We start from the raw sequence: 23,394 nt of genomic DNA, 5'->3' as shown, positions 1-23,394 counted from the left end.
CGTCGGCCGGTCAGGGCCGCTGACGAACCGTCAGCCATTCATGACGGTCCGTCAGCCGCCCAGTCGGTCCACGGCGGTGACCCGCAGCACCGCGCGGCCCTCCTCGTCCGAGCCGAAGAGGTCGACCTCGGCGCTGATGCCCCAGTCGTGGTCGCCCTCCGGGTCGTCGAAGATCTGCCGCACCCGCCAGGCCGAGTCCTCCTGCTCGATGATCAGCATCTTGGGGCCGCGCGCGTTCGGACCGGTGCCCAGGTCGTCGTACTCGTCCCAGTACCCGTCCATGGCGTCCGCCCAGCGGTCCGCGTCCCAGCCGTACTCGCCGTCCAGCGCGCCCAGTTCGTCGTAGTGCTCCAGCGCGCACAGCTCGACCCGGCGGAACATCTCGTTGCGCACCAGCACCCGGAACGCCCGCGCGTTCGCCGTCACCGGCGCCGGCTTGTCGTCCAGCGCCACCTCGGCCGTCTGCGGACCGGTCGGGTTGGCCAGCTGCTCCCACTCGTCCAGCAGGCTGGAGTCGACCTGGCGGACCAGCTCGCCCAGCCAGGCGATGACGTCCTTGAGGTCGTCGGTCTTCACGTCCTCCGGGACGGTCTGCTCCAGCGCCTTGAACGCGCCGGCCAGGTAGCGCAGCACGATGCCCTCGGTGCGGGCCAGCTCGTAGAAGCCGACGTAGTCCGAGAAGGTCATCGCCCGCTCGTAGAGGTCCCGCACCACCGACTTCGGCTGGAGCTGGTGGTCCCCGATCCACGGGTGCGCCCGCTGGTACACCTCGTAGGCGTGGGTGAGCAGCTCCTCCAGCGGCTTCGGGTAGGTGATCTCCTGGAGCCGCTCCATCCGCTCCTCGTACTCGATGCCGTCGCGCTTCATCTCGCCGACGGCCTCGCCGCGCGCCTTGTTCTGCTGCGAGGCGAGGATCTGCCGGGGGTCGTCGAGGGTCGCCTCGACCACCGACACCACGTCCATCGCGTAGGACGGCTCGGTCGGGTCGAGCAGTTCGAAGGCCGCCAGGGCGAAGGTGGACAGCGGCTGGTTGAGCGCGAAGTTCTCCTGGAGGTCCAGGGTGAGGCGCACGATCCGGCCCTCGGCGTCCGGCTCCGGCAGCCGCTCCACCACGCCGCCCTCCAGCAGCGAGCGGTAGATGGCGATCGCGGTGCGGATGTGCCGGCGCTGCGCGGCCCGGTCCTCGTGGTTGTCGGTGAGCAGCTTGCGCATCGCCTCGAAGGCGTTGCCCGGCCGCGCGATCACCGACAGCAGCATCGCGTGGGTCACCTTGAACCGGGAGACCAGCGGCTCCGGATCGGCGCCGATCAGCTTCTGGAAGGTCTCCTCGGACCAGCCGACGAAGCCCTCCGGCGCCTTCTTGCGGACGATCTTCCGCTTCTTCTTGGGGTCGTCGCCTGCCTTGGCGACGGCCTTGTCGTTCTCGATGACGTGCTCGGGCGCCTGCGCCACCACCTGGCCCACGGTGTCGAACCCGGCCCGCCCGGCCCGTCCGGCGATCTGGTGGAACTCCCGGGCGCGCAGGATCCGCACCCGCTGCCCGTCGTACTTCGACAGCGCGGTGAACAGCACCGTGCGGATCGGAACGTTGACGCCCACCCCGAGCGTGTCCGTCCCGCAGATCACCTTCAGCAGACCCGCCTGGGCGAGCCGCTCGACCAGGCGCCGGTACTTGGGCAGCATGCCCGCGTGGTGCACACCGATCCCGTGCCGGACGAAACGCGACAGATTGCGTCCGAACTTGGTGGTGAAGCGGAAATTCCCGATCAGTTCGGCGATGGCGTCCTTCTCCGCCTTCGAGCACATGTTGATGCTCATCAGCGACTGCGCCCGGTCCACCGCCTCCTTCTGGGTGAAGTGCACGACATACACCGGCGCCTGGCCGGTCTGCAGCAGCTCCTCCAGCGTGTCGTGCATGGTGGTGCGGCGGTACTCGTAGAACAGCGGCACCGGGCGCGTCGAGTTGCGCACCACCGTCGTCGGCCGTCCGGTGCGCCGGGTGAGGTCCTCCTCGAACCGCCGCACGTCGCCCAGCGTCGCCGACATCAGCAGGAACTGCGCCTGCGGCAGCTCCAGCAGCGGAATCTGCCAGGCCCAGCCGCGGTCCGGCTCCGCGTAGAAGTGGAACTCGTCCATCACCACCTGGCCGACATCGGCCCGGGCGCCGTCGCGCAGCGCGATCTGCGCCAGCACCTCCGCCGTGCAGCAGATGATCGGCGCCGTCGGGTTCACCGAGGCGTCACCCGTCATCATGCCGACCTGCTCGGTCCCGAACATCTTCACCAGGTCGAAGAACTTCTCCGACACCAGCGCCTTGATCGGCGCCGTGTAGAACGTCCGCTTCCCCTCCGCGAGCGCCGCGAAGTGCGCACCCGCCGCCACCAGGCTCTTCCCCGAGCCCGTCGGCGTCGCCAGGATCACGTTGTTCCCCGACACCAGCTCGATCAGCGCCTCCTCCTGAGCCGGGTACAGCGAGATCCCGCGCTCCTCCGCCCAGGCGGCGAACGTCTCGTACAGCGCGTCGGGCGTGGCGGGCTTCGGCATCAGATCAAGGAGGGTCACCGCCCCATCTTGCCTGCTCGCCGCCACCCCCGGCAAAGCTACCCCGCCACCGCGGGCGCCCGGTCGGCGATCCGCACGTCGGGGCAGCCCTCCTGGCGGACGACCTCGGCGGCGGTGCGGCGGGCGAGGTCGACGAAGAGCTGGGTGCGCTCCGGCCGGGGCAGGTCCGAGGTGAGGAAGTCGCCCCAGACGGAGATCTTCCGGTAGACGGCCTCTGGCCGCGCCGATCGGCCGCTGTCGCACTTCAGGATCAGCAGGGGGGCGTAGTTGTCCTGAAGCCACCCCTCGACCCCGGTTCCGAAGGCGAGCTCCGTGCTCTGTCCGACGCGGACCCACTCGGTCGCTTCGTCGCGCGTGGCGCGGTACGAGCGTTCGTCGACCTGCCTCACCTCGATTCTCACCACGGGGTCCGTCTGCTCCGGTCGCCAACTGACGTAGCAATCGGCCGTGGCACTGCGGCCGGACAGGTCGGCGTCGGTCGGTACCTCGACAGCCTTCCCTTCGTCGCTCATGAGCGTTCGGAGGTTCCCCGCCGTGACGATTCCCCAGCACGCGCCGACCGGTACGTCCGCCGACTTCCAGGGCTGCCACCACCACAGGCCGCCACCGAGGAGCACCAGCGTCGCAGCCGCGGCTGCGACGGTGACCTGCCCTCGTCGGCCGCTCCGCACCGTGTCAGTCCTTCTCATGGGTCACCTGCCAAAGGATGTTGGTGCCGGCGGCGAACGAGCCGGCGATCGCGGTTTCGACGGCGGGCGCCATGTCGTTGAGGTACTTCCGTTCGAGGCCGGCCTGGGCCGCCCCGTCCCGGATCGCGTCCTGGACGGACCCCTGCGCGCCCGCCAGCGCGTGGTTCTGGGCCGCCTGTGCCTTGTTGGTGGTCTCCGCCTCGGTGTTCACCAGGTAGCTCTCGGCGATACCGTCCATGATCTTGTCGACCATGCTGTTGGCGAGCGGACCGACGATGGGCGCCCGGGTCTCCAGGACAGATCCGGCCGTCGTCTCCCAGATCGTGCCCGCCCATTCGCGTGTGTTCGAAACGGCTGAGTTGTACTCCTCGTCGTTGTTCTTTCCCTGAGTGAAGACCTCGTCGGTCATGCCTCTGCTGAGGAGCCCGGCGACCGTGCCACCGGGCGCGGCGGACGCGAGGGCCGCGGACGTCAGGTCGCCGTGGTCGGACGGGTGCAGCAGTACGTCGTTGATCGCCGCGGTGGTGTACGCCTGCTGCGCGGCGGCCACCGAGGCGTAGGCCTCCGGATTGTGGCCGAGGGTGACCAGCAGGTGCTGCAGGTTCTCCTTGGGGAGGCCGGCGAGCTCCCCGTTGATCGGCAGACGGGTGGACGGACCTCCGAGGGCGGTCTGCACGTCGCCCATGTAGGCGCCGGTCATCTTGCCGAGGGAGCCCTGCAGGTCGCCGAAGGGCGCGTCCTCGCCGTACAGCAGCGCGGAGGCGTCCTTCCCGCCGAACAGGCCCACGGCCTGCTGCATGGTCTGGTTCATCGCCTCGTTGTGCGGCGGCAGCGGCCCCGTCTCGTCGTCGTACGCCCGGCCGGTCGCCCCGGCCTCCAGGGCGTGACCCAGGGCCTCCACCTGGAGCGGGCCCGCCCTGCCGCTGTTCGGTCCGAGCGGGTAGGCGACGTCGCGCAGCAGCGAGCGCTCTCCGGTGTCGGCGAGCAGGGTCAGGTAGGTGTTCGTCCCGCCGGTGCTCTTCACCGAGCCGTCCGGCCAGTACGTCGTCGGCGGGTCGGTGAAGAACTTGGCGGCGGCGTCCGGGCTGTGCCCGAGCGCGTTCAGCACCGAGCCCATCGGGTTGAACCCGTGGTAGTTGCCCTTGTCGTCCGGTGTGCCGGTGAACCAGAACTCCTGGAACGGCGCGCCGCCCTTCATGGCCACCGCGTCCCAGCGGGCAGGGTTCTCCTGGGTGAGCTGGGTGACGTGCTCGGCGATCGGCTTCAGGAACGCGGCGTCGTAGTTGCCGTGCTTCAGGATGTTGCCGAGGATCTGGTAGCCGTACGGGCTGGAGTCGTAGGCGGCTCCGGGGGCGATCTGGACGTGGCGGCTGCCGGCCCGGCGCATGCGGTCGGCCCAGTCGGCGGGCAGGTGCGGCTGCTGTCCGGTGCTGGTGGCGGTCGCCAGGGTGAGGCCGAGCCCTTCCTGGATGCCCTTGACCGCGGCCTTGCGGGCGGGGCTGTCGGAGAAGTCGCCGCTCTGCGCCAGCGAGCCGTAGGAGGCGAGGAACGTGCCCGGGTCCTGGCCGCCGTAGAAGGCGGTGGCGAAGCGGGGGTCGCCGGAGTGGTGCTGCAGCAGCGCCTGCAACTGCGCGAGCTGGGTGTCGCTGGCGGCCCTGCCGAGGCTGAGGATCTGGGCGGCCTGTTTGGCCTCGGCGTCGGCGACGCTGCCCAGCGGGGTGCTGTTGAAGCTCTTGGTGTCGTTCCCGGTGTCCATCGCGAGGGCCAGGGCGGCCGCGGAGTCGGCCTCGGTGGCGCGGTCCAGGGCCTTGCCGATCTCCTGGGCGGCGCCCTGGGCATTGGCCTGCTGGGCCTTGGCGTAGTCGGCGTCGCGCTTGTCGGCCGGGTCGGTGGCCGGCGGCCAGTGGACGTTGCCCTGGGCGTCGACGGTCAGGCCCAGTTCGGCGGCGTTGTGGACCGCCGTCCGGAGGTCCTTCTGTGCGGCGGTGAACTCGTCGTGCGCGTCGCGCAGGGTCCGCGCGATCGCGGAGGCCTCCTCGAACGCGGCCCGGATCTGGTCGCGCGCCTGGGTGAGGGCGGTGGCGGCCGACTCCGAACTGGGCCCGTGCCAGCCGGACTGCTGGACCGGGCCGATCACCTCGTTCTGGATTCTGGTCGAGAGGTCCCAGGACCGGACCATCTTCTCGAAGTCGGTCGCCGCCGAGTTGAGGCCGGCGAGGTCGACGTTCTGGAGCTGGGTGTACGTGACCATGGCGGTCTGCCGCTTCGTCCCTTCCTCAGTGCTGCTGCGCGAACTGGCTGTGGATCGCGGTCTCGGTGCTCTCGTAGTTCTGCGCAGTGGTGTGCAGGTTCTTGCCGATCGTCCCGACCGCCTCCCCGAGTGTGTGCGACTGGCCCGACCAGACGCTCCATGCGGTGCTGAGGGCGGTGGACAGGCTCCAGCCCGCCAGGGCGGCGATCGCGCCGGTGACATGCCCCGCGGGCTGCCCGCATTCGGTGCGGACCGACTCGCGCAGGGCGGTGGCGTTGGTCCCGGCCTGGCGGATCATGCCGGGGTTCGCCTTGACGGACGGCCCCCCGCCGCCCGGCTGGAACGTGATCGGTGGCGGTGCACCGGTGGCGGTCGCCGCCAGGTCCGGGAACTGCTTCTTCGCCTCTTCGGTGAGGTTTCCGGAACTGTCGAAGAGCCACGGGTTCATCCGTCGCTCGAATTCGAGGTCTGCCACCTCGTCCCCCCAGGAATGTTCGAGTGGTGGGGACATTACCGGGGGAGCGCGAACGATCGGCCGTTTTTGCGGCAACCGGAAGATCCAGGCCGAAAAGAGGAAACGGGAGGTGAATGGAAGGTGCCTTCTGTTCATTGCAGAAGTGTTGTCCAGGTGCTTCCTGGTCCGGCCGTGTGCCCCGGCGCACGTTGCCCGGTGCGCGTCCGCCGTGCCAGAGTGCCGGGCATGGTCAACCGCACCGCGCCCGAACCGCGCACCCTCGCTCCCGGCGCCGTCTTCGACTGGCTCGACGAGACCGCGGAGCAGCGGGCCGCGGCCGGGCTCACCCGCACGCTGCGCAGTCGGCCCGCCGACGATCCGGTGCTCGACCTCGCGGGGAACGACTACCTCGGCCTCACCCGCCACCCCGCCGTCACCGGGGCCGCCGCCGAGGCCGCGCTGCGCTGGGGCGCCGGTGCCACCGGCTCCCGGCTGGTGACCGGGACCACCGCGCTGCACACCGAGCTGGAGCAGGAGCTCGCCGACTTCTGCGGGGCCGAGGCCGCGCTCGTCTTCTCCTCCGGCTACACCGCCAACCTGGCCGCGCTCACCGCGCTCACCGACCCGGACACCCTCATCGTGTCCGACGCCTACAACCACGCCTCGCTGATCGACGGCTGCCGGCTTGCCCGGGCCGACGTCCACCGGGCCCCGCACAGCGATCCGCAGGCCGTCGCCGGGATCCTCGCCGGGCGCGAGCGGCCCCGGGCGCTGGTGGTCACCGACTCGGTCTTCTCGGTCGACGGCAACGCCGCCCCGCTCGCCGAACTCGCCACCGTCACCCGCGGGTTCGGTGCCGCGCTGCTCGTCGACGACGCGCACGGCCTGGGCGTCCTCGGCCCCGGGGGCAGCGGCGCCCCGGCCGCCGCCGGTCTCGCCGGCGCCCCCGACCTGGTCACCACCGTCACCCTCTCGAAGTCGCTCGGCTCCCAGGGCGGGGCCGTGCTCGGCCCCCGCCGGGTCGTGCGCCACCTCACCGAGACCGCCCGCACCTTCATCTTCGACACCGGCCTCGCCCCCGCCGCGGCCGGGGCCGCCCTCGGCGCACTGCGGCTGCTGCGCGCCGAACCCCACCGCGCCGAGCGTGCCCGCGAGGTGGCCCGCACCCTGGCCGCCCGCCTCACCGCCGCCGGTCTGCACGCCTCCACGCCCGACGCGGCCGTGGTGTCCGTCCGCGCCCCGGGTCCCGAGGCCGCCGTCGGCTGGGCCGCCGACTGCCGCCGGGCCGGTCTTGCCGTCGGCTGCTTCCGTCCCCCGTCCGTCCCGGACGGCATCTCCCGGCTGCGGCTGACCGCGCGCGGCGACCTGACGGACGAGCAGATCACGCAGGCCGTCCGCACCGTCACCGACACCGCCCCGGAGGGCGCCCGCACCGTCGGGTGACGCACCCGGCCCGACGACGGCGAACAACTCGCTTTCCGCGAAAGGCTGCTGACGGCCGATCGGGCTGCCATCATGGGCCCGTCGGACGGCCGGTGACGGGGCGGGGGCCATGAGCGAACAGATCGTCACGGCCCTGCTGTCGGGGCTCGTCGCCCTGGTGGTGGCCGCCGTCGGCGCGGCGCTGACCCTCGCCCAGCAGCGGCGGGAACGGGCCCGGTGGCTGACCGACCTCAAGTCCGGCTGGGCGCTGGAGCTCCACAAGGCCAGACTGGAGGCCTACCCGGAGGTCTTCCGGATCCTGGGCGGACTGTCGCACGCCGCCGGCCCCCCGCTCACCCCCGAGGTGGCGGGGCAGGTGGCGGCGGCGCTCAACGGCTGGTTCTACGGGCCGGGCGGCATGTGTGCGACCGCCACCGCCCGGGGCGCCGTCCTCGGCCTGCGGCACTGCTGCCGGGGCTGGGCCCGGGACGGCGGCCCGCGACCGAAGGACCTCTACCGGTGGCGGAATCTGGCGATCGCGGCCCTCCGCCGGGACCTCGACCTCGCGGGCCTGGAGTCGTACGACTTCCGGCAGGGTTCCACGAACCTGGCGGACCTCCGGCGGGAGCTGGAGCAGGACGAACAGGACCGGCGGCCCCGCCGCGGGCCGACGACGACGGGACGGTTCCGGCTGCGCCCGCCCTCCGGGCCGGACCGCCGCGGCCCCGGTCCGTCCTCCGGCTGACGCACCGGGCCGGCGCCGATGAAGCCCCGCCGGCTCCCGCTGGCGGACCGCTACAGCCCCGCCGGCTCCCGCAGGCGGACCGCTACAGCCCTGCCAGCTCCCGCAGGAACACCGTGCCGTCGTCGCGGCGGCCGGCGGCGACGCGCGGAGCGGCGATCAGCACGGCCCCCACCCGGCACCAGGCGAGCAGCCGGTCGGCGTCCGCGCCCGCGACCAGGTCGGTCAGTTCCGCGATCCGGGCGGACAGCGCCGCCCGATCGGCCACGCCGTCGAGCGCCCAGTCGACCAGGTCGAAGTCCGGGTCGCCCAGGCAGGCGCGCGGATCGATCGCCACCGCCCCGTCCGGGCCGAGCAGCGCGTTGGACGGGTGCAGGTCGCCATGGACCAGTCCGACCGGACCACCGGCGCCGGTCAGCTCCCCGGCCAGGGCCCGGGCGCCCGCCGTCGACACCCCTGGAGCCCGCCGCTCCGTGAGCTCGAACAGGAAGTCCAGCCGCTCCGCCAGGGACGGCAGCGCCGTACCGGGCGGAGCGGGCACCGAACGCATCGCGGTCAGCGTCCCGGCCACCTCCGCCGGCCGCCAACCGCGCTCGCGCAGCGTCGTCCCCGGCCGGACGTCCGCCAGCAGCAGCGCCCCGGCCCCGACGTCCTCCGCCAGCAGCCCCACCACCGACGGCACCTCCCGCCACGCGGTCAGCGCCACCGCCTCCTGCCGGGCCACCTCGGCGTCCGGCGTCAGCTTCAGCCACACCGTCGCCCCGTCGGCCTGCCGTTCGCAGCGGAACACCCGCGACGTTCCGCCGCCGCCGGCCGCCCGCACCGCCAGCCCCCAGCGCCCGGCCAGGCCGTCCACCAGTCGGGGCAGCCCCGCGCACCACTCCCGGGCGTCCGGCCCGAAGCGGCTCACCAGCCGGTCCCGCACCTCCTCGGGGACGGTGGTGAGGTCGGCGGCCCCGGCCTCGGGGCCGGTGCTCACGGCTGCCCCACCACCAGCAGCGTCTCCGCGCCCACCGGCCGGTAGCCGGCCGCCTGGAAGGCCCGCACGCTCGTCGCGTTGCCCGGCGCCTGCTGGGACCAGACCAGATCGCCGTCCGGGACCAGGTGCCGCGCCGCCAGCGCCAGCGCCCGGCCCAGACCCCGGCCGCGGGCCGCCGGACCGACCTCGATCGAACACTCCCAGCGCCCGGCGACGCCGCGCCCCAGCACCAGGACCCCGCTCCCGCCGTCGGCCTCGAACACCCGCACGTCCTCGCGGTACCGCAGCGCGCGCACCACCCGGGGGTGCTCCCGGTCCGCGACCGGGGCGAGCGCCAGCGGTGGCGCGCCGGGAAGTCGGTCGGCCACCGTCAGCAGGTCGATGTTGCCGTTCTCCCGGCCGGTGCGGCGGGCGAACGCGGTCAGGAACGGCGGGCACAGCGGCGCGGCCAACGGGTCGCTCGGCGTCGCCGCCAGCGTCGCCCGCACCCAGTCCGGGTCCTCGTCGGTGAAGACCACCGCGTGCGCGGAGAACGACAGCACCCCCGCCTCGCGCGGCGACGGCTGCGCCACCACCGTCACCGATCCGTCCGACGGCGGGAACACCCCGCCCCCCGCGTCCGCCAGAATCTCCCGCAGCCCCCGTGCAGCCATCGCTCCCCGCCCCCTGGTGATCTTCTTCGGTGATCTCTTGACGATCTTCGTGGGCGACCAGCCTACGTGATCACGTCAGGTCTTCCTCCGGGCCCGGCTCGGCTGCACCCGGGTCGGCTCGCCCGCCGCCTTCGGATGGTCCGGCGGATACGGCAACTCGCCGTGCGCACCGTCCGCGACCTGCCGCTCGTACAGCTCCAGCAGCGCCTCCAGCCGGAACGCCTCGCCCTGCATCCCCGCGTGCGGATCACCCACCTCCGCGAACCGGACCGGCACCGTCCGCAGGTCGAAGTCCTCCGGCAGCGCGTCGTCCAGCTCCTCCCACAGCAGCGGCGTCGACGCCGTCGCCCGCGGCCGGGCCCGCAGCGAGTAGGCCGAGGCGATCGTCCGGTCCCGCGCCATCTGGTTGTAGTCGACGAAGATCCGCTCCCCGCGCTCCTCCTTCCACCACGCCGTGGTCACCCGCCCCGGCAGCCGCCGCTCCAGCTCCCGGCCCAGCGCGATCACCGCGTGCCGCCCGTCGGTGAACGTCCACTCCGGCACCAGCGGCACGTACACGTGCACCCCGCGCCCGCCCGAGGTCTTCGGCCACCCCCGCAGCCCGTGCTCCTCCAGCACGGCGCGCAGCTCGTGCGCGACCCGCACCGAGTCCCGGAAGTCCGTGCCCGGTTGCGGGTCCAGGTCGATCCGCAGCTCGTCCACATGGTCGGTGTCCGAGCGGCGCACCGGCCACGGGTGGAAGGTCAGACAGCCGAGGTTCGCCGCCCACAGCACCGCCGCCGGCTCGGTCGGACAGATCTCGTCCGCCGAGCGTCCGCTCGGGAAGGCGATCCGCGCGGTCGGCAGCCAGTCCGGCAGGCCCTTCGGGGCCCGCTTCTGGTAGAAGAACTCGCCCTCCACCCCGTCCGGGAACCGCTGCAGCGTGGTCGGCCGGTCCCGCAGCCCGCGCAGCACCCCGTCCGCGACCGCGAGGTAGTACTCGGCGACGTCCAGCTTGGTGAAGCCACGCTCCGGGAAGTACACCTTGTCGGGGTTCGAGAGCCGGACGGTGCGCCCGGCGACATCCAGTTCCACGGCAGAGCCCATGCCACTCACGCTAAGCGCGCGCCGCCCACCGCGCCTGTCCTGACCTGGGCGCCCGTCCCGATCCCGGGGCGCCTCCGGGCGGTCGCGGCACCCGCGCGCCGTCGCGCGCCGTCGCGCGGCGGGCCGGGATCGGCGCGAGGATCGGGAGCATGGACCTGCCCGTGATGCCGCCCGTCTCCCCGATGCTCGCCAAGTCCGTCGCGAAGATCCCGCCCGGCATGCAGTACGAGGCCAAATGGGACGGCTTCCGCGCCATCGTCTTCCGCGACCGCGACGAGATCGAGATCGGCAGCCGCACCGGCAAACCCCTCACCCGCTACTTCCCCGAACTCGTCACGGCCCTGCGCCGCGAAACACCCCCGCGCTGCGTGCTCGACGGCGAGGTGGTCATCGCCCGCGACGGCCGGCTCCGCTTCGAGGAACTCCTCGAACGCATCCACCCCGCCGCCAGCCGGGTCGAACTGCTCGCCGAACGCACCCCCGCCTCGTTCGTCGCCTTCGACCTGCTCGCGCTCGGCGACGAGTCCCTGGTCGACCGGCCGCTCGCCGCCCGCCGCGCCGCCCTGGAGACCGCCCTCGCCGACGCCGCCGACCCCGTCTTCACCGCCCCCGCCGCGACCGACCGCGACCTCGCCGAGACCTGGTTCGCCCAGTACGAGGGCGCCGGCCTGGACGGCATCGTCGCCAAACCGCTCGACCAGCCCTACCGGCCCGGCGAACGCGCCATGTACAAGATCAAGCACGAGCGGACGGCCGACTGCGTGGTCGCCGGCTACCGCGAGCACAAGAGCGGACCCGTCGTCGGCTCCCTCCTGCTCGGGATCCACGACGCCGAGGGCCGCCTCCAGCACGTCGGCGTCTGCGCCGCCTTCAGCATGGCCCGCCGCCGCGAACTCGCCGAGGAACTCGAGCCGTTGCGCACCACCGACCTCGCCGGCCACCCCTGGGGAGCGTGGGCCGACGAGGCCGCCCACGCCGACGCCAGACTCCCCGGGGCGCAGAGCCGCTGGACCGGGAAGAAGGACCTCTCCTGGGTGCCGCTGCGCCCCGAACGCGTCGTCGAGGTCGCCTACGACCACATGGAGGGCACCCGCTTCCGGCACACCGCGCAGTGGCGCCGCTGGCGCCCCGACCGCACTCCGGAGAGCTGCACGTACGAGCAGCTGGAGGAACCGGTCTCCTACGACCTGGCGCAGGTGCTCGGGGGCTGACGGCTCCTGCGGAGCACCTGCGCCTGGTGACGACCGGTCACGTTCGTCGGTTGCGTTCGTCGGTTGCGTCGCCGGTCACGTCGCGGCCGGTCGGGTCCGTCGCCGGTCACGTCGCGGCCGGTCGGGTCCGCCGCCCGTCATGCCGCCGACGGCACCGGCGGCGTCACCGACGTCGACACCGACGCGTCGGCCGTCGGCGAGGGCTCGTCCCCGCCCGCCGGGGCCGACGGCAGGTCGTACACGTTCCCGGGCGAGACGATCTCCGTGATCGCCTTCGCGAACAGCGTCGACGGCGCCGACCCCTTGTACGAGATGTCGGTGTTCAGCAGCACCACCAACGAGGCCTGCGCGGAGGGCAGATACACCACCACCGTCTGGTACCCCGGCAGCGAGCCGTTGTGCCCGATCCACCCGTGGTTGTAGAACACCCCCAGCCCGTACCAGGTGTCCGGCACTGCCGAGGGCTGCGGCTGGAGCCGCTGCGCCTGCGTCTGCGGAGTCAGCAGCGTGCCGGTGGCCAGCACCCTGGCCCACTTCTTCATGTCCGCCTGGTCCGAGATCATCGCCCCCGCGGCCCAACCCCAGGACGGATTCCAGTCGGTGGCGTCCGCGATCGCCCCGTCCGCCGTCTGGTCGGTGTAGCCCCGGGCGTGCGGCTGCGGGAACGCGTTCGTCGTCGGGAACACCGTCCGGCCCAGGTCCGCCGGATCGAACACCTCCTTCTTCAGGAAGTCCCCGAGCGGTCGCCCGCCCAGCTTCTCGACCACCTGGCCCAGCAGCACCGTGTTGGTGTTGGAGTACTCGAACTCCGTGCCCGGCGCGAATCCCACCGGATGCTTGTACGAGTAGGCGAGCAACTGGTCCGGGGTGAAGGAGCGTTGCGGATCCGACTGGAGCGCCGTCACGAAGTCCTCGTCCTGGGTGTACGGGAACAGGCCGCTGCGCATGTCCGCGAGCTGGCGCAGCGTGATCGTGCCGCCGTTCGGGACCCCGGTCAGGTACTTGCCGATCGGGTCGTCCAGACCGGCCTTGCCCTGGTCGACGAGGCGCAGCAGCGCGGTGACGGTGAAGGTCTTGGTCTCGCTGCCGATCCGCATGTTGAGCCCGGTCACCATCGCCGTGCCCGCGACCTTGTCGGAGACACCGAAGGCCTTCAGGTACTCGCCCTGCGGTGTCGACACGTTGACGATCACGCCGGGCACCGAAGCCTCGGTCAGCACCCGCTGCACCGCGGAGTCCAACCGGGCCGTCACGTCCGGCGTCAGCGGCAGCACCGACGGGCTCGGGCCGGCGGGGGTGGTCGGCGAGGGGCTGAGCAGCGTCGCGCTCGCGCTCGGGCCCGACACCGAGGCCGAGGCCGAGGGGCTGAGCGCCGCCGGGACGGCCGTCACCGCCCCGGCCGCCGGCGAACCGCCGGACGAGCCGCCCGAACACCCGGCGGAAGCCAGCAGCCCGGCCAGCGCCAGCGCGACTGCCGCCGGAGCGGGCCGGGGCGCGGCCGCGCGGGCCGCACCCGGGCGGCGTGAAGTCGTGGCTCGGGCCGTCGTCGCACGGTTCGGCACGCGGTCGTGGTTCGTCATCGTCGAGGCGCCTCTCTGGGCCGGACGGGCCCGGAGCACCGCTCCACGGGCCCGCAAGGGGGAGCGATCGCCACCGTATGCGCCGGTCACCGCCACCGCGCGCCCTGCGGCGGCCCGCTGGCCCGAACGGGCCCACCCGTCAGCCACCCGGCCCGGCCCCGGTCGCGCCACCACCGCCGCGGCCCGCACCATACCCGGCCCCTACCGGCGGCCGAGTAGGGTGCCGACCGCCCGACCGACGGAGGGGGACACCGAGGTGCTGCTGCGCTGCGAAGCCGTGGGCAAACGCTACGGACGGGGCCGCTGGATCCTGCGCGACGTCGACCTGAGCCTCGCACCCGGCGACGTCCTCGCCGTCCTCGGCGCCAACGGCTCCGGCAAGTCCACCCTGCTCCGGATCCTGGCCGGCGTCGCCCGCCCCACCACCGGCCGCCGCACCGGACCGGTCACCGCCCGAGGGGCCGCCGTCGGCTACGTCCCCGACCGCTTCACCGCCCCCGACCGCCTCACCGCCGTCTCCCTCCTCACCCACCTCGGCCGCATCCGCGGACTGACCACCACCACCGCCCGGGACCGCGCCGGCCGGCTGCTGGACCGGCTCGCCCTCGCGGGCGGCCCGGACGCGGAGCTGCGCACCCTCTCCAAGGGCAACGCCCGGAAGGTCGCGCTCGCGCAGGCCCTGCTCGTGCCGCCCGACCTCCTCGTCCTCGACGAACCGTGGTCCGGCCTCGACGCCGCCGCCCACACCGCACTCGCCGGGATCCTCGCCGAGGTGGCCGCCGCGGGCGGGGCGGTGGTGTTCACGGACCACCGCGAAGCCCTCGCCCGGACCCATGCCACCGCCGTGCACACCGTCGCCGGCGGACGGGTCGGTCGTCGGGCCGGTCCCGTCGCGGCGGCGGGGGACCTGTCGGCGCTGGTGGTCCTCACCCGCCCGGGCGGGGCCGACCCTGCCGGTGTCCGCGATTTCCCCGACCTCCCCGGTGTCCCCGACCTCCCCGGCGTCCTCGACCTCCCGGGCGTCCTCGCCGCCGAGCGCCGCGGGGCCGAACTCCACCTCCGGGTGGACCCGTCCAGGACCGACGCCGTCCTGCTCGCCGTCCTGCGCGACCACTGGTCCGTACGAGCCGTCACCCGGCCGGAGTCCGAAGCGGCCGTCGCGTCCCGACCGGTCGCCGCCCCCCACCCGTCCGCCGAGCCCACCCCGAGGTCCACCGCCCGATGACCGCCCTCGTCCGCTACCGGCTCACCACCCTGCTGCTCTCCCAGCGCTACCTCGCCCCGCTGCTCCTGTTCACCGCCCTCGTCACCGTGCTCACCAGCAACGACACCGGCCCGCTCACCGCCACCCACGCGGCCTCCGGCCTGGCGATGCTGCTCGCCGCCACCTGGCTCACCACGGCGCTCGCCGGGCTCGAGGACCCGACCCACCGGGCGGTGGTGACGGCCGCCACCGGCGGACACCGCCGCCTGGCCACCGGGACCGTCCTCGCCGCGCTGGTGGTCTGCCTGCCCCTCACCGTCCTCGGCCTGGTCCTGCCGCTGCTCGTCGGCACCCACGACCCCACCCCCGTCGATCTGCTCCTGGGCGCCGAGGCCCAGCTCACCTGTGGCTGCACCGGCGCAGCCGTCGGCCTGCTCGCCGCCCGGCCGGTGGTCCGGCGGCAGGGGTACGGACTGCTGCTCGCCCTTGTCCTGCTGCTCGTGCTGACCCTCGGCAAGGGCCTGCCGCCGGTGAACCTCCTGCTCACCCGGCTCTCCGGCCACCACCGGTCGGCGGAGCTGGTCGGCTCGACCGGTCTGCTGCTCGCGCTCGCGGCAGCTCTGCTCGGGGCGGCGGCAGTGGTGGCGCACGCCGTCGCGGTCCGACGGGACTGACCGGGCGGGATCTCCCGTGTCGGTCCTGCGCTCGCCCTGAGCCCGGTACCGCGTACGGCCCTGAGCCCCGCCCCGCGCCCGGCCCCGCCGCCCGGTCCTGAGCCCGGTACCGGCTCGGTCGTGGCCCCAGAGGTCGCCGGGCGGGCGCTCCGCGCGCCCCGAACGCGCCCCGCGCGCTCCGCCGTCGGGGTGCCGACCGGCATGCCGCGACGGGCCCCGGGCGCAGCTCGGGCACGATCGTTCAGCCCAGCTGTCGCGGCCCTTAAGAATTCCTCGATGGACCGCACCCCCTCCGACCAGGCAGATTTCTGCCTGCCCGGATTACGGACGCCAGGACCGACACCAGGACCCCGGCCCCGTCACCACCCTCCGGCCCTCCCGGGGGCCGCCACCGCCGGGCCTCGTCGGCCTGCCCACACCAGGCCGCCCCACCGTGCGTCAGGAGCCACCGCCGTGAAGGCACTCGTCAAGCAGAAGGCCGAGCCGGGACTCTGGCTGATGGACGTCCCCACCCCGGCGATCGGCCCGGGCGAGGTGCTCATCAAGGTGCTGCGCACCGGCATCTGCGGCACCGATCTGCACATCCGCAAGTGGGACGGCTGGGCGCAGCAGGCGATCAGGACCCCGCTGGTGCTGGGCCACGAGTTCGTCGGCGAGGTCGCCGAGATCGGCGCCGGCGTCGCGGACATCGCCGTCGGCGACCTGGTCAGCGGTGAGGGGCACCTGGTCTGCGGCAAGTGCCGCAACTGCCTGGCCGGCCGCCGCCACCTCTGCCGCAACACCGTCGGCCTCGGCGTCAACCGCGACGGCGCCTTCGCCGAGTACGTCGCGCTGCCCGCCTCCAACGTCTGGGTGCACCGGGTCCCCGTCGACCTCGACGTCGCCGCCATCTTCGACCCGTTCGGCAACGCCGTGCACACCGCGCTGTCCTTCCCGCTGGTCGGCGAGGACGTGCTGGTCACCGGCGCCGGCCCGATCGGCATCATGGCCGCCGCCGTCGCCAAGCACGCCGGCGCCCGCAACGTCATGATCACCGACGTCTCCCCGTACCGCCTCGACCTCGCCCGCAAGGTCGGTGTCACGCTGGCGCTCAACGTCGCCGAGCACACCATCGAGGAGGGCCAGCAGAAGCTCGGCCTGCGCGAGGGCTTCGACGTCGGCCTGGAGATGTCCGGCCGGCCCGAGGCGATGCAGTCGATGATCGCGAACATGACCCACGGCGGGAAGATCGCCATGCTGGGCCTGCCCGCCGAGCAGTTCCCGATCGACTGGGCCTCTGTCGTCACCTCGATGCTCACCATCAAGGGCATCTACGGCCGCGAGATGTTCGAGACCTGGTACGCGATGTCCGTCCTCCTGGAGGGCGGCCTCGACCTCAGCCCCGTGATCACCGGTCGGTACGCCGCGACCGACTTCGAGGCCGCCTTCGACGAGGCGGCCGGCGGCCGCTGCGGCAAGGTCATCCTCGACTGGACCGCCTGAGCACCCTCGCCGATCCGACGATCCGATTAGGAGCAGCTGTGTTCGACAACGTGCGCGACGAGGTCGCCGCCACCCTCGACGAGATCCGTGAGGCCGGCCTCTTCAAGCCGGAGCGCGTCATCGGCAGCCCGCAGAGCGCCGCCGTCACCGTCACCGCCGGCGGCACCCCGGGCGAGGTGCTCAACTTCTGCGCCAACAACTACCTCGGCCTCGCCGACCACCCCGAGGTGCTCGACGCCGCCAAGGACGCGCTCGACCGCTGGGGCTACGGCATGGCGTCCGTGCGCTTCATCTGCGGCACCCAGGACGTGCACAAGCAGCTCGAGGACCGCCTCTCCGCGTTCCTCGGCCAGGAGGACACGATCCTCTACTCGTCCTGCTTCGACGCCAACGGCGGCGTCTTCGAGACCCTGCTCGACGAGCGCGACGCCGTCATCTCCGACGCCCTCAACCACGCGAGCATCATCGACGGCATCCGCCTGTGCAAGGCCCGCCGCCACCGCTACGCCAACCGCGACCTCGCCGACCTGGAGCAGCAGCTCAAGGAGAGCCAGGACGCCCGGCGCCGCCTGATCGTCACCGACGGCGTGTTCTCGATGGACGGCTACGTCGCCCCGCTGCGCGAGATCTGCGACCTCGCCGACCGCTACAACGCCATGGTGATGGTCGACGACTCGCACGCCGTCGGCTTCGTCGGCGCGGGCGGCCGCGGCACGCCGGAGCTGCACGGCGTCATGGACCGGGTCGACATCATCACCGGCACCCTCGGCAAGGCGCTCGGCGGCGCCTCCGGCGGCTACGTCGCCGCGCGCCGGGAGATCGTCGCGCTGCTGCGCCAGCGGTCGCGTCCGTACCTGTTCTCGAACTCGCTCGCGCCGGTCATCGCGGCCGCCTCGCTGAAGGTCCTCGACCTGGTCGAGAGCTCGAACGAGCTGCGGGAGCGGCTGGCGGCGAACACCGCGCTGTTCCGCTCGAGGATGACCGAGGCGGGCTTCGAGATCCTGCCCGGTGACCACCCGATCGCGCCGGTGATGATCGGCGACGCGGCGAAGGCCGGCCGGCTCGCCGAGCTGCTGCTGGAGCGCGGTGTGTACGTGATCGGCTTCTCGTACCCGGTCGTCCCGCACGGCCAGGCCCGGATCCGGGTCCAGCTCTCCGCCGCCCACACCACCGAGGACGTCGAGCGCGCCGTCGCGGCCTTCGTGGACGCGCGCGCCGCGCTGGGGGAGTAGCCCTCCCGCGCCGCCGCGGTCACCGCTCCGGCGGCGGCCACCGGGAACGGTCCCTGCCGTGGCCCTTCCCCCCTCGATCGCCCGTGGCACGTCCGCTCGGAACCGGACGTGCCACGGGCTCCCGAACCGCTGTGCGATGTCGGCGGGGCCGGCCCCGCCGACATCGCACAGCACCAAGACCACCTGCCCCACCCTCCCGCCGCGGGAGTGGGAAGTCGGCCCGACCGACTTCCCACTCCCGTTCGCGGTTTCCGGGGCCGGGGCCTTGCCGTCCGCGCTCGCCCGACGCGCTGCACCGCTTCCTGCCGCCCGCCTTCCTGCTTCCTTCCCTTCCTGCTCCTCTCCTTCCTGGCTCCTCTCCTCCCTGCCTTCCAGCTGTCCGTCCGTCCTTCCTGCACCCCTTCGCTCCCTCACCGCTTCTCCGAGGCCCGCACTTTGCAAAGTCACACTTTGCAAAGTGCGGGAAGGGGGGCTAGGGGGGCCGATCGCCCGGGAATCAAGGGGATCGCCCTCTCTCGGCACTTTGCAAAGTGTGACTTTGCAAAGTGCCGAGAGAGGTGGTGAGAGGGCCGAGAGAGGGCGGTCCGGGCACGGGACGGGGTTGCCCGAGTCCTGCACGCGGTGTTGCCCGGAGTGGGAAGTCGGCGGGGCCGACTTCCCACTCCGCTGTCACTCCCGACCGGTTCGTCACCCCCGCCCCGGCGGCCCCGCCGACGCTGGCAGAATTGGCCTGTGATCGACGCGAGACGGCTGCGGACCCTGCGAGCGGTGGCGGACCACCGGACGGTGACCGCGGCCGCGGCCGCGCTCTACCTCACCCCCTCCGCCGTCTCGCAACAGCTGGCCGCGCTGGAGCAGGAGACCGGCCACCACCTGCTCGCCCGCGAGGGCCGTGGCGTGCGGCTCACGGCGGCCGGGGAGATCCTGCTCGGTCACGCCGACGCCGTCCTCGCCCAGCTCGAACGGGCCGAGGCCGATCTCGCCGCCTACAGCGCGGGCGTCTCCGGCGAGGTCACCGTGGCCTCCTTCGCCACCGGCATCTCCCTCGTCCTCGCGCCCGCCATCGGCACGCTCGCCACCCGTGCCCCGGGCGTCCGGCTCAAGGTGCTCGACGCCGAGGGCGACGCCAGCCTGCCGATGCTGCTCGACGGTCGGGCCGACCTCGCCGTGGCGGTCGAGTACCGCGGTGCCCCGCGTGCCGACGACGCCCGGCTCACCCGCGTCCCGCTCTACGCCGAGCCCTTCGAGGCCGTTCTTCCGCTCGCCCACCCGCTGGCCTCGGCCGAGGGCCCGATCGCGATGGCCGACCTCGGCGACGAACCGTGGATCGGCCCCTACCCGGGCAACCCGTGTCACGACGTGGTGCTGCTGGCCTGCGAGCACGCGGGCTTCCAGCCGCGCCTGGTGCACTCCTCCGACGACTTCCGCGCCGTCGTCGCCCTCGCCTCGGCCGGTGCCGGGGTGGCCCTGGTCCCGCGCTCGGCCCTCCTCGGTGTCGACCTCGCGCAGGTCGCCGTCCGTCCCGTCGACAGCGCCCTCGCCACCCGCCGGGTCTTCGCCGCCGTCCGCGCCGGCGCCGACGGGCACCCGCTCATCCGCCCGGTCCTCGACGCGCTCGCCGAAGCCGCCCCGACCACCCTCTGACCTCTGCCCGGGGCGCCGCCGATCGCGGCGCCCCGGGCGGCCTCGGCCCGTGTCCGCACTTTGCAAAGCGCACTTTGCAAAGTGCGGACACAGGGCGAAGGTGGTGGCTCGGGCAACCCGCTGCTCGGTGCCCGCTGCCCGCTGCCCGCGACGACGGGCGCGGGGTACCTCGGGGCGGGCGAGGGACGGGCAAGGGGCGGCGGGCCTCCGGGCGGGGCCTCCGGCGGACGACGACGAGCGCCAGGGACGACGATCGACGGACTACAGGACGGGTGGTGCCGGGTGGGGTTCCTGGGGGAGAGCTGGCGGCTGGTGCGGGAGGGGGAGGAGCTCGGTGAGATCGTGATCGACGATGCGGACTTCCCGTGGCTGCACGGGCGGTTCGTGCCGACGGCGGCGTTCGGTGAGGTCCGGCCGTGGTTCGAGGAGTCGTTGGCGCTGCTCGAGGCGGAGGAGTACGAGCGGTTCGACGCGAGCTACGAGCGGATCGCCGGTGCGCTGTCGCTGCTGGCGCCGACGGGGCCGGTGGCCGAGTTCCTGCTGCACGTCGACGGCGGGCGCGCCTGGTTCCGGTGGAGCGACGAGCCGTTCGGCGAGGCCTGACCGCCGCTCCCGGGCGTGATGTTGGCATTATCCGGGCACGTTCGACCTCTTGCCGGTGTCCGACCGGAGCGTCAGCATGAGGGCACCGCAGTGGTGTGCCGCCGGAGGGGGGATCCCGTCGATGGGTGGTGGAGATCCGGTGTGTCCGGCGTGCGGAGCGCCGCGCGCGCCGGGGGTGCCGCTACCGCCGGCGGCGGCGCTGCCGCTGACCCGGGAGCTGACGCCCCGGGAGCGGACCGTGCTGAAGCTGTTGGGCCTCGGGTACGACAATCGCTCGATAGCCTACGAACTCAATATCAGTGAGCGCACCGTCAAACGGTTCGTCACCGCCATTCTGGCGAAACTGGGACTCCGGTCAAGACTGCAGGCCGGACTGCTCGCACTGATTCTCGCGTCCTCCCCCGACGGGCGGGGTTTCTGGCCCAAAGGTCTCATGGACGGCCTCCCGGACGACGGTGATGATGATCTGGCATCCGAGAAGGAGGGGACCATGACATTCGACGCCCTCGCCGCCCTCCGGCAGGCGGGCAACCCGGTCGACCTGCTGACACTGGAGCAACGGGACGTGCTGTCCCGGCTCAGCGAGGACGAGGTCGCCGTCCTCAATTCCGTGAAACAGCGCCTGGACGCTGTTTCGGACGCCGAGGTGGAAGGGCATTCCTTCGTCATCAAGTTGGCGTGAGATGGCGGTGAGATTCGGGATTCTCGGGCCGCTGCACGTGCTGGAGAACGGCCGGGCGGTCGATCCGGGATCCCGGAAACAACAGATTCTCCTGGCGGCGCTGCTGTCCCACGCGAATACCCGGGTGTCGGCCGACTCCCTGGTCGAGGCACTGTGGGACGACGCGCCGCCGCGCACCGCCCGCAAGAACCTCCAGGTGTACGTCTCGGGGCTGCGCCGACTGGCCGGTCCCGAGTCCGCCCCGGAGTCCTGTCCGGGCCCCGGCTCCGTGGTCACCCGGATCAGCCACCGGGCCGGCGGCTACGTCCTGCACACCGCCGAGGTGGAGCTCGACGCGCTCCGCTTCGAACAGCGGGCCCGGGCGGGGGCGCTCGCCGAGGCGCTGGAGCTGTGGCGCGGCTCGGCGCTCGACGGGTTCCGGGACGTCCCCCTGATCGACAGCGCCGCCCAGCGTCTCGACCGCCGTTTCCTCGGTGTGTTCGAGGACTGGCTGGATGCCGAACTCGCCGCCGGGCGCGGGGCGGAGGCGATCGAGCGCGCCACCGAGACCGCCCAGCGGCACCCCTTGCGCGAACGGCTGCGGATGCTGCAGATGACCGCCCTGTGCCAGGCCGGGCGCCGCTCCGAGGCACTCGCCGTCTACGACGACCTGCGGCAGGCGCTGGCCCATGAACTCGGCCTGCCGCCGAGTCCGGCCCTGGCGCGCTTCTACCGTTCGCTGCTCTGCGACGCCGGCCCCGTCCGGCCGCGCTCCGAACCGCCCGCCGAGCTGCGGCCACCGGTGCCGCGCCCGCACCGGGCGGCGCCGAACCTGCTGCCCACCGACCCGCCCGCGTTCGCCGGCCGCGCGGCCCCCGTGCGCCGACTGGCCGAGGTGCTCACCGGCGGCGCCGGCCGGCTGGCGGTGGTGACCGGGCCGCTCGGCGCGGGCAAGACCGCGCTCGCCGTCCACACCGCGCACCGGTTGGCCGAGCACTTCCCGGACGGTCGGCTGTTCGTCCGGCTGCGCGGGGAGGACGGCCGCCTCCGCCCGCTGGAGGACGTCCTGCGCCAGCTGCTGGCCGCCACCGCCTGCGGTGAACGGGACGGGCCGGCCGGTGCGTCGCCCGTAGCGGACTGCCCGGACCCGCGCTGGGCCTGGCAGTTGTGGCTGACCGGGCGTCGCGCGCTGGTGGTGGTCGACGACGCCCGCCGCGAGTCCGAGGTGCGGGCGCTGCTGCCGGAGGCGGGGGAGAGCGCCGTCGTGGTCACCGCCAGGCCCCGGCTGATCGGACTGGAGGGGGCCCACCGGGTCTGGCTGCCACCGTTCACGGCGGACGAGGCGGTGGAGTTCCTGGGCCGGACGATCGGTGCCGAACGGGTCGACGCGGACCGGGAGTCCGCCGCCCGGATCGTCCGGGCGACCGGGCTGCTGCCGCTCGGGGTGCGGCTGGTCGCCGACCGGCTGGCGTTCCTGCGGCACGTCCCGCTGGGCGAGTACGGCGCGCGGCTGAGCGGCGGCCGGGCGCTGCTGGACGAGCTGTGCGGGGGCGACCCGCTGGTGCGGGTGCGGCTGGCGGAGTCGGTCGGCGAGCTGCCGGAGGCCACGCACCGGGCGGTGCTGCGGCTGGGCCTGCTGGCCCGGCCGGTGTTCACCCTGGACCGGGCGGCCGCGGTGCTGGACTGCGACCCGGCGGCGGCCGTCCGGGTGCTGGAGGACCTGCTGGAGGCGAGCCTGCTGACCGTCGCCGGCGCGGAGGGCCTGGCCCACACCGTGCGGTACGAGATGCCCGCGCTGCTGTACGCGTACGCCCGGGAGCGGGCGGGCCGGACCGCCGACCGGGTGCCGGTCCACCTGCACTGAGCGAGCCGCGCGGCGCGGGCCGCCCGGCCGCGGCGGCGACGCCCTCGCGAAGAAGCGGAAACCTTGCGGGGAACGGCACATGACCAACCGTCATACCGAAATCGAACCGGCGCCTAATCGCCGCCATACCGGGGATCCCTAGGTTTCTCCCGGGCCGGCGTAGCGGACGCCGCACTGCAGAGGGAGGTCAGCATGAGTGACTCCATCAACCCGGAGCCGACCGAGGCCGAGGACGAGGTCGACGTCGTGGCGCACAGCGTCGACGTCGAGGACGACGGTCTCGTCGAGGACATCTGCATCATCAACAACAGTTCGGCCATGTGACGTCGGCCGGTCCGGTTGTCGAGTCATGACGCCGTGACGTCATGACGCCCGAGCGGGTCATCCGGCCCCGGCCCGAG

General features: G+C 73.3%; 20 protein-coding genes. 12 read left to right on the top strand and 8 right to left on the bottom strand.

Going from position 1 to position 23,394, the window contains the following annotated elements; all coding sequences use genetic code 11:
• Positions 1 to 51: 51 nt before the first annotated feature.
• The 4 genes from ACIPYS_RS05155 to ACIPYS_RS05140 form a co-directional block, all read right to left on the bottom strand.
• On the bottom strand, positions 52 to 2,544 hold the full coding sequence (locus ACIPYS_RS05155; protein WP_173862310.1) for an RNA helicase: 2,493 nt from the start codon (positions 2,542 to 2,544) through the stop codon (positions 52 to 54).
• 56 nt (positions 2,545 to 2,600) lie between these two features.
• The gene (locus ACIPYS_RS05150) at positions 2,601 to 3,074 is read right to left on the bottom strand and encodes a hypothetical protein (RefSeq protein ID WP_093863387.1); all 474 of its coding nucleotides are present in this window, start codon (positions 3,072 to 3,074) and stop codon (positions 2,601 to 2,603) included.
• 163 nt (positions 3,075 to 3,237) lie between these two features.
• Positions 3,238 to 5,502: a hypothetical protein gene (locus ACIPYS_RS05145; protein WP_400743288.1), complete on the bottom strand. Its 2,265-nt coding sequence runs from the start codon at positions 5,500 to 5,502 to the stop codon at positions 3,238 to 3,240.
• A 25-nt stretch (positions 5,503 to 5,527) separates the two neighbouring features.
• Entirely contained in the window at positions 5,528 to 6,112 is a 585-nt protein-coding gene (locus ACIPYS_RS05140) for a WXG100 family type VII secretion target (RefSeq protein ID WP_400743285.1), read from the bottom strand.
• A gap of 90 nt (positions 6,113 to 6,202) precedes the next feature.
• Here ACIPYS_RS05140 and ACIPYS_RS05135 point away from each other — a divergent pair, with 90 nt between their 5' ends.
• Together ACIPYS_RS05135 and ACIPYS_RS05130 are read left to right on the top strand one after the other, a co-directional pair.
• Positions 6,203 to 7,399, top strand: a complete 1,197-nt coding sequence (locus tag ACIPYS_RS05135) for an 8-amino-7-oxononanoate synthase (RefSeq protein WP_400743282.1) — start codon at positions 6,203 to 6,205, stop codon at positions 7,397 to 7,399.
• A gap of 109 nt (positions 7,400 to 7,508) precedes the next feature.
• Positions 7,509 to 8,123, top strand: coding sequence for a hypothetical protein (locus ACIPYS_RS05130; RefSeq protein ID WP_400743279.1), 615 nt, complete (start codon positions 7,509 to 7,511; stop codon positions 8,121 to 8,123).
• 82 nt (positions 8,124 to 8,205) lie between these two features.
• On the opposite strand, the gene ACIPYS_RS05125 is transcribed toward ACIPYS_RS05130, so the two are convergent.
• The 3 genes from ACIPYS_RS05125 to ligD form a co-directional block, all read right to left on the bottom strand.
• A complete protein-coding gene (locus ACIPYS_RS05125) occupies positions 8,206 to 9,099 on the bottom strand; it encodes an aminoglycoside phosphotransferase family protein (protein WP_400743276.1) in 894 nt (297 codons plus the stop codon).
• Positions 9,096 to 9,752 carry a GNAT family N-acetyltransferase gene (locus tag ACIPYS_RS05120; RefSeq protein ID WP_400743273.1) on the bottom strand — a complete coding sequence of 219 codons (657 nt, stop codon included), beginning with the start codon at positions 9,750 to 9,752 and terminating at the stop codon, positions 9,096 to 9,098. Before ACIPYS_RS05120 ends, ACIPYS_RS05125 begins: the two co-directional genes overlap by 4 nt.
• A gap of 75 nt (positions 9,753 to 9,827) precedes the next feature.
• Complete coding sequence (gene ligD, locus ACIPYS_RS05115) at positions 9,828 to 10,826, bottom strand: non-homologous end-joining DNA ligase (protein WP_400743971.1); 999 nt, start codon at positions 10,824 to 10,826, stop codon at positions 9,828 to 9,830.
• 161 nt (positions 10,827 to 10,987) lie between these two features.
• Between ligD and ACIPYS_RS05110 the strand changes: the two genes are divergently transcribed.
• Positions 10,988 to 12,049, top strand: coding sequence for an ATP-dependent DNA ligase (locus ACIPYS_RS05110; protein ID WP_400743270.1), 1,062 nt, complete (start codon positions 10,988 to 10,990; stop codon positions 12,047 to 12,049).
• 137 nt (positions 12,050 to 12,186) lie between these two features.
• Here the strand turns inward: ACIPYS_RS05110 and ACIPYS_RS05105 are convergent, their stop codons facing one another.
• Positions 12,187 to 13,629 (bottom strand): serine hydrolase domain-containing protein, encoded by a 1,443-nt coding sequence (locus tag ACIPYS_RS05105; RefSeq protein WP_400743267.1) that lies wholly within the window; start codon positions 13,627 to 13,629, stop codon positions 12,187 to 12,189.
• 262 nt (positions 13,630 to 13,891) lie between these two features.
• Between ACIPYS_RS05105 and ACIPYS_RS05100 the strand changes: the two genes are divergently transcribed.
• The 9 genes from ACIPYS_RS05100 (at position 13,892) to ACIPYS_RS05060 (ending at position 23,317) form a co-directional block, all read left to right on the top strand.
• Positions 13,892 to 14,854 (top strand): ATP-binding cassette domain-containing protein, encoded by a 963-nt coding sequence (locus ACIPYS_RS05100; protein WP_400743968.1) that lies wholly within the window; start codon positions 13,892 to 13,894, stop codon positions 14,852 to 14,854.
• Positions 14,851 to 15,507, top strand: coding sequence for a hypothetical protein (locus ACIPYS_RS05095; protein ID WP_400743264.1), 657 nt, complete (start codon positions 14,851 to 14,853; stop codon positions 15,505 to 15,507). Before ACIPYS_RS05100 ends, ACIPYS_RS05095 begins: the two co-directional genes overlap by 4 nt.
• A gap of 453 nt (positions 15,508 to 15,960) precedes the next feature.
• Positions 15,961 to 16,989, top strand: a complete 1,029-nt coding sequence (tdh, locus tag ACIPYS_RS05090; protein ID WP_093863397.1) for an L-threonine 3-dehydrogenase — start codon at positions 15,961 to 15,963, stop codon at positions 16,987 to 16,989.
• A gap of 38 nt (positions 16,990 to 17,027) precedes the next feature.
• On the top strand, positions 17,028 to 18,221 hold the full coding sequence (locus ACIPYS_RS05085) for a glycine C-acetyltransferase (RefSeq protein WP_093863398.1): 1,194 nt from the start codon (positions 17,028 to 17,030) through the stop codon (positions 18,219 to 18,221).
• A gap of 732 nt (positions 18,222 to 18,953) precedes the next feature.
• Positions 18,954 to 19,865 (top strand): LysR family transcriptional regulator, encoded by a 912-nt coding sequence (locus ACIPYS_RS05080; RefSeq protein ID WP_093863399.1) that lies wholly within the window; start codon positions 18,954 to 18,956, stop codon positions 19,863 to 19,865.
• Between the two features lie 282 nt (positions 19,866 to 20,147).
• Positions 20,148 to 20,468 carry a hypothetical protein gene (locus ACIPYS_RS05075; RefSeq protein WP_400743259.1) on the top strand — a complete coding sequence of 107 codons (321 nt, stop codon included), beginning with the start codon at positions 20,148 to 20,150 and terminating at the stop codon, positions 20,466 to 20,468.
• A 76-nt stretch (positions 20,469 to 20,544) separates the two neighbouring features.
• Positions 20,545 to 21,150 carry a helix-turn-helix transcriptional regulator gene (locus ACIPYS_RS05070; protein ID WP_400743257.1) on the top strand — a complete coding sequence of 202 codons (606 nt, stop codon included), beginning with the start codon at positions 20,545 to 20,547 and terminating at the stop codon, positions 21,148 to 21,150.
• 1 nt (position 21,151) lies between these two features.
• A complete protein-coding gene (locus ACIPYS_RS05065) occupies positions 21,152 to 22,993 on the top strand; it encodes a BTAD domain-containing putative transcriptional regulator (RefSeq protein ID WP_400743254.1) in 1,842 nt (613 codons plus the stop codon).
• A 192-nt stretch (positions 22,994 to 23,185) separates the two neighbouring features.
• A complete protein-coding gene (locus ACIPYS_RS05060; RefSeq protein WP_286158599.1) occupies positions 23,186 to 23,317 on the top strand; it encodes a hypothetical protein in 132 nt (43 codons plus the stop codon).
• Positions 23,318 to 23,394 lie beyond the last annotated feature (77 nt).

Source organism: Kitasatospora sp. NPDC089913 (assembly GCF_044748625.1).
Lineage (GTDB): Bacteria > Actinomycetota > Actinomycetes > Streptomycetales > Streptomycetaceae > Kitasatospora.
This window is presented reverse-complemented; position numbering and strand designations above follow the sequence as displayed.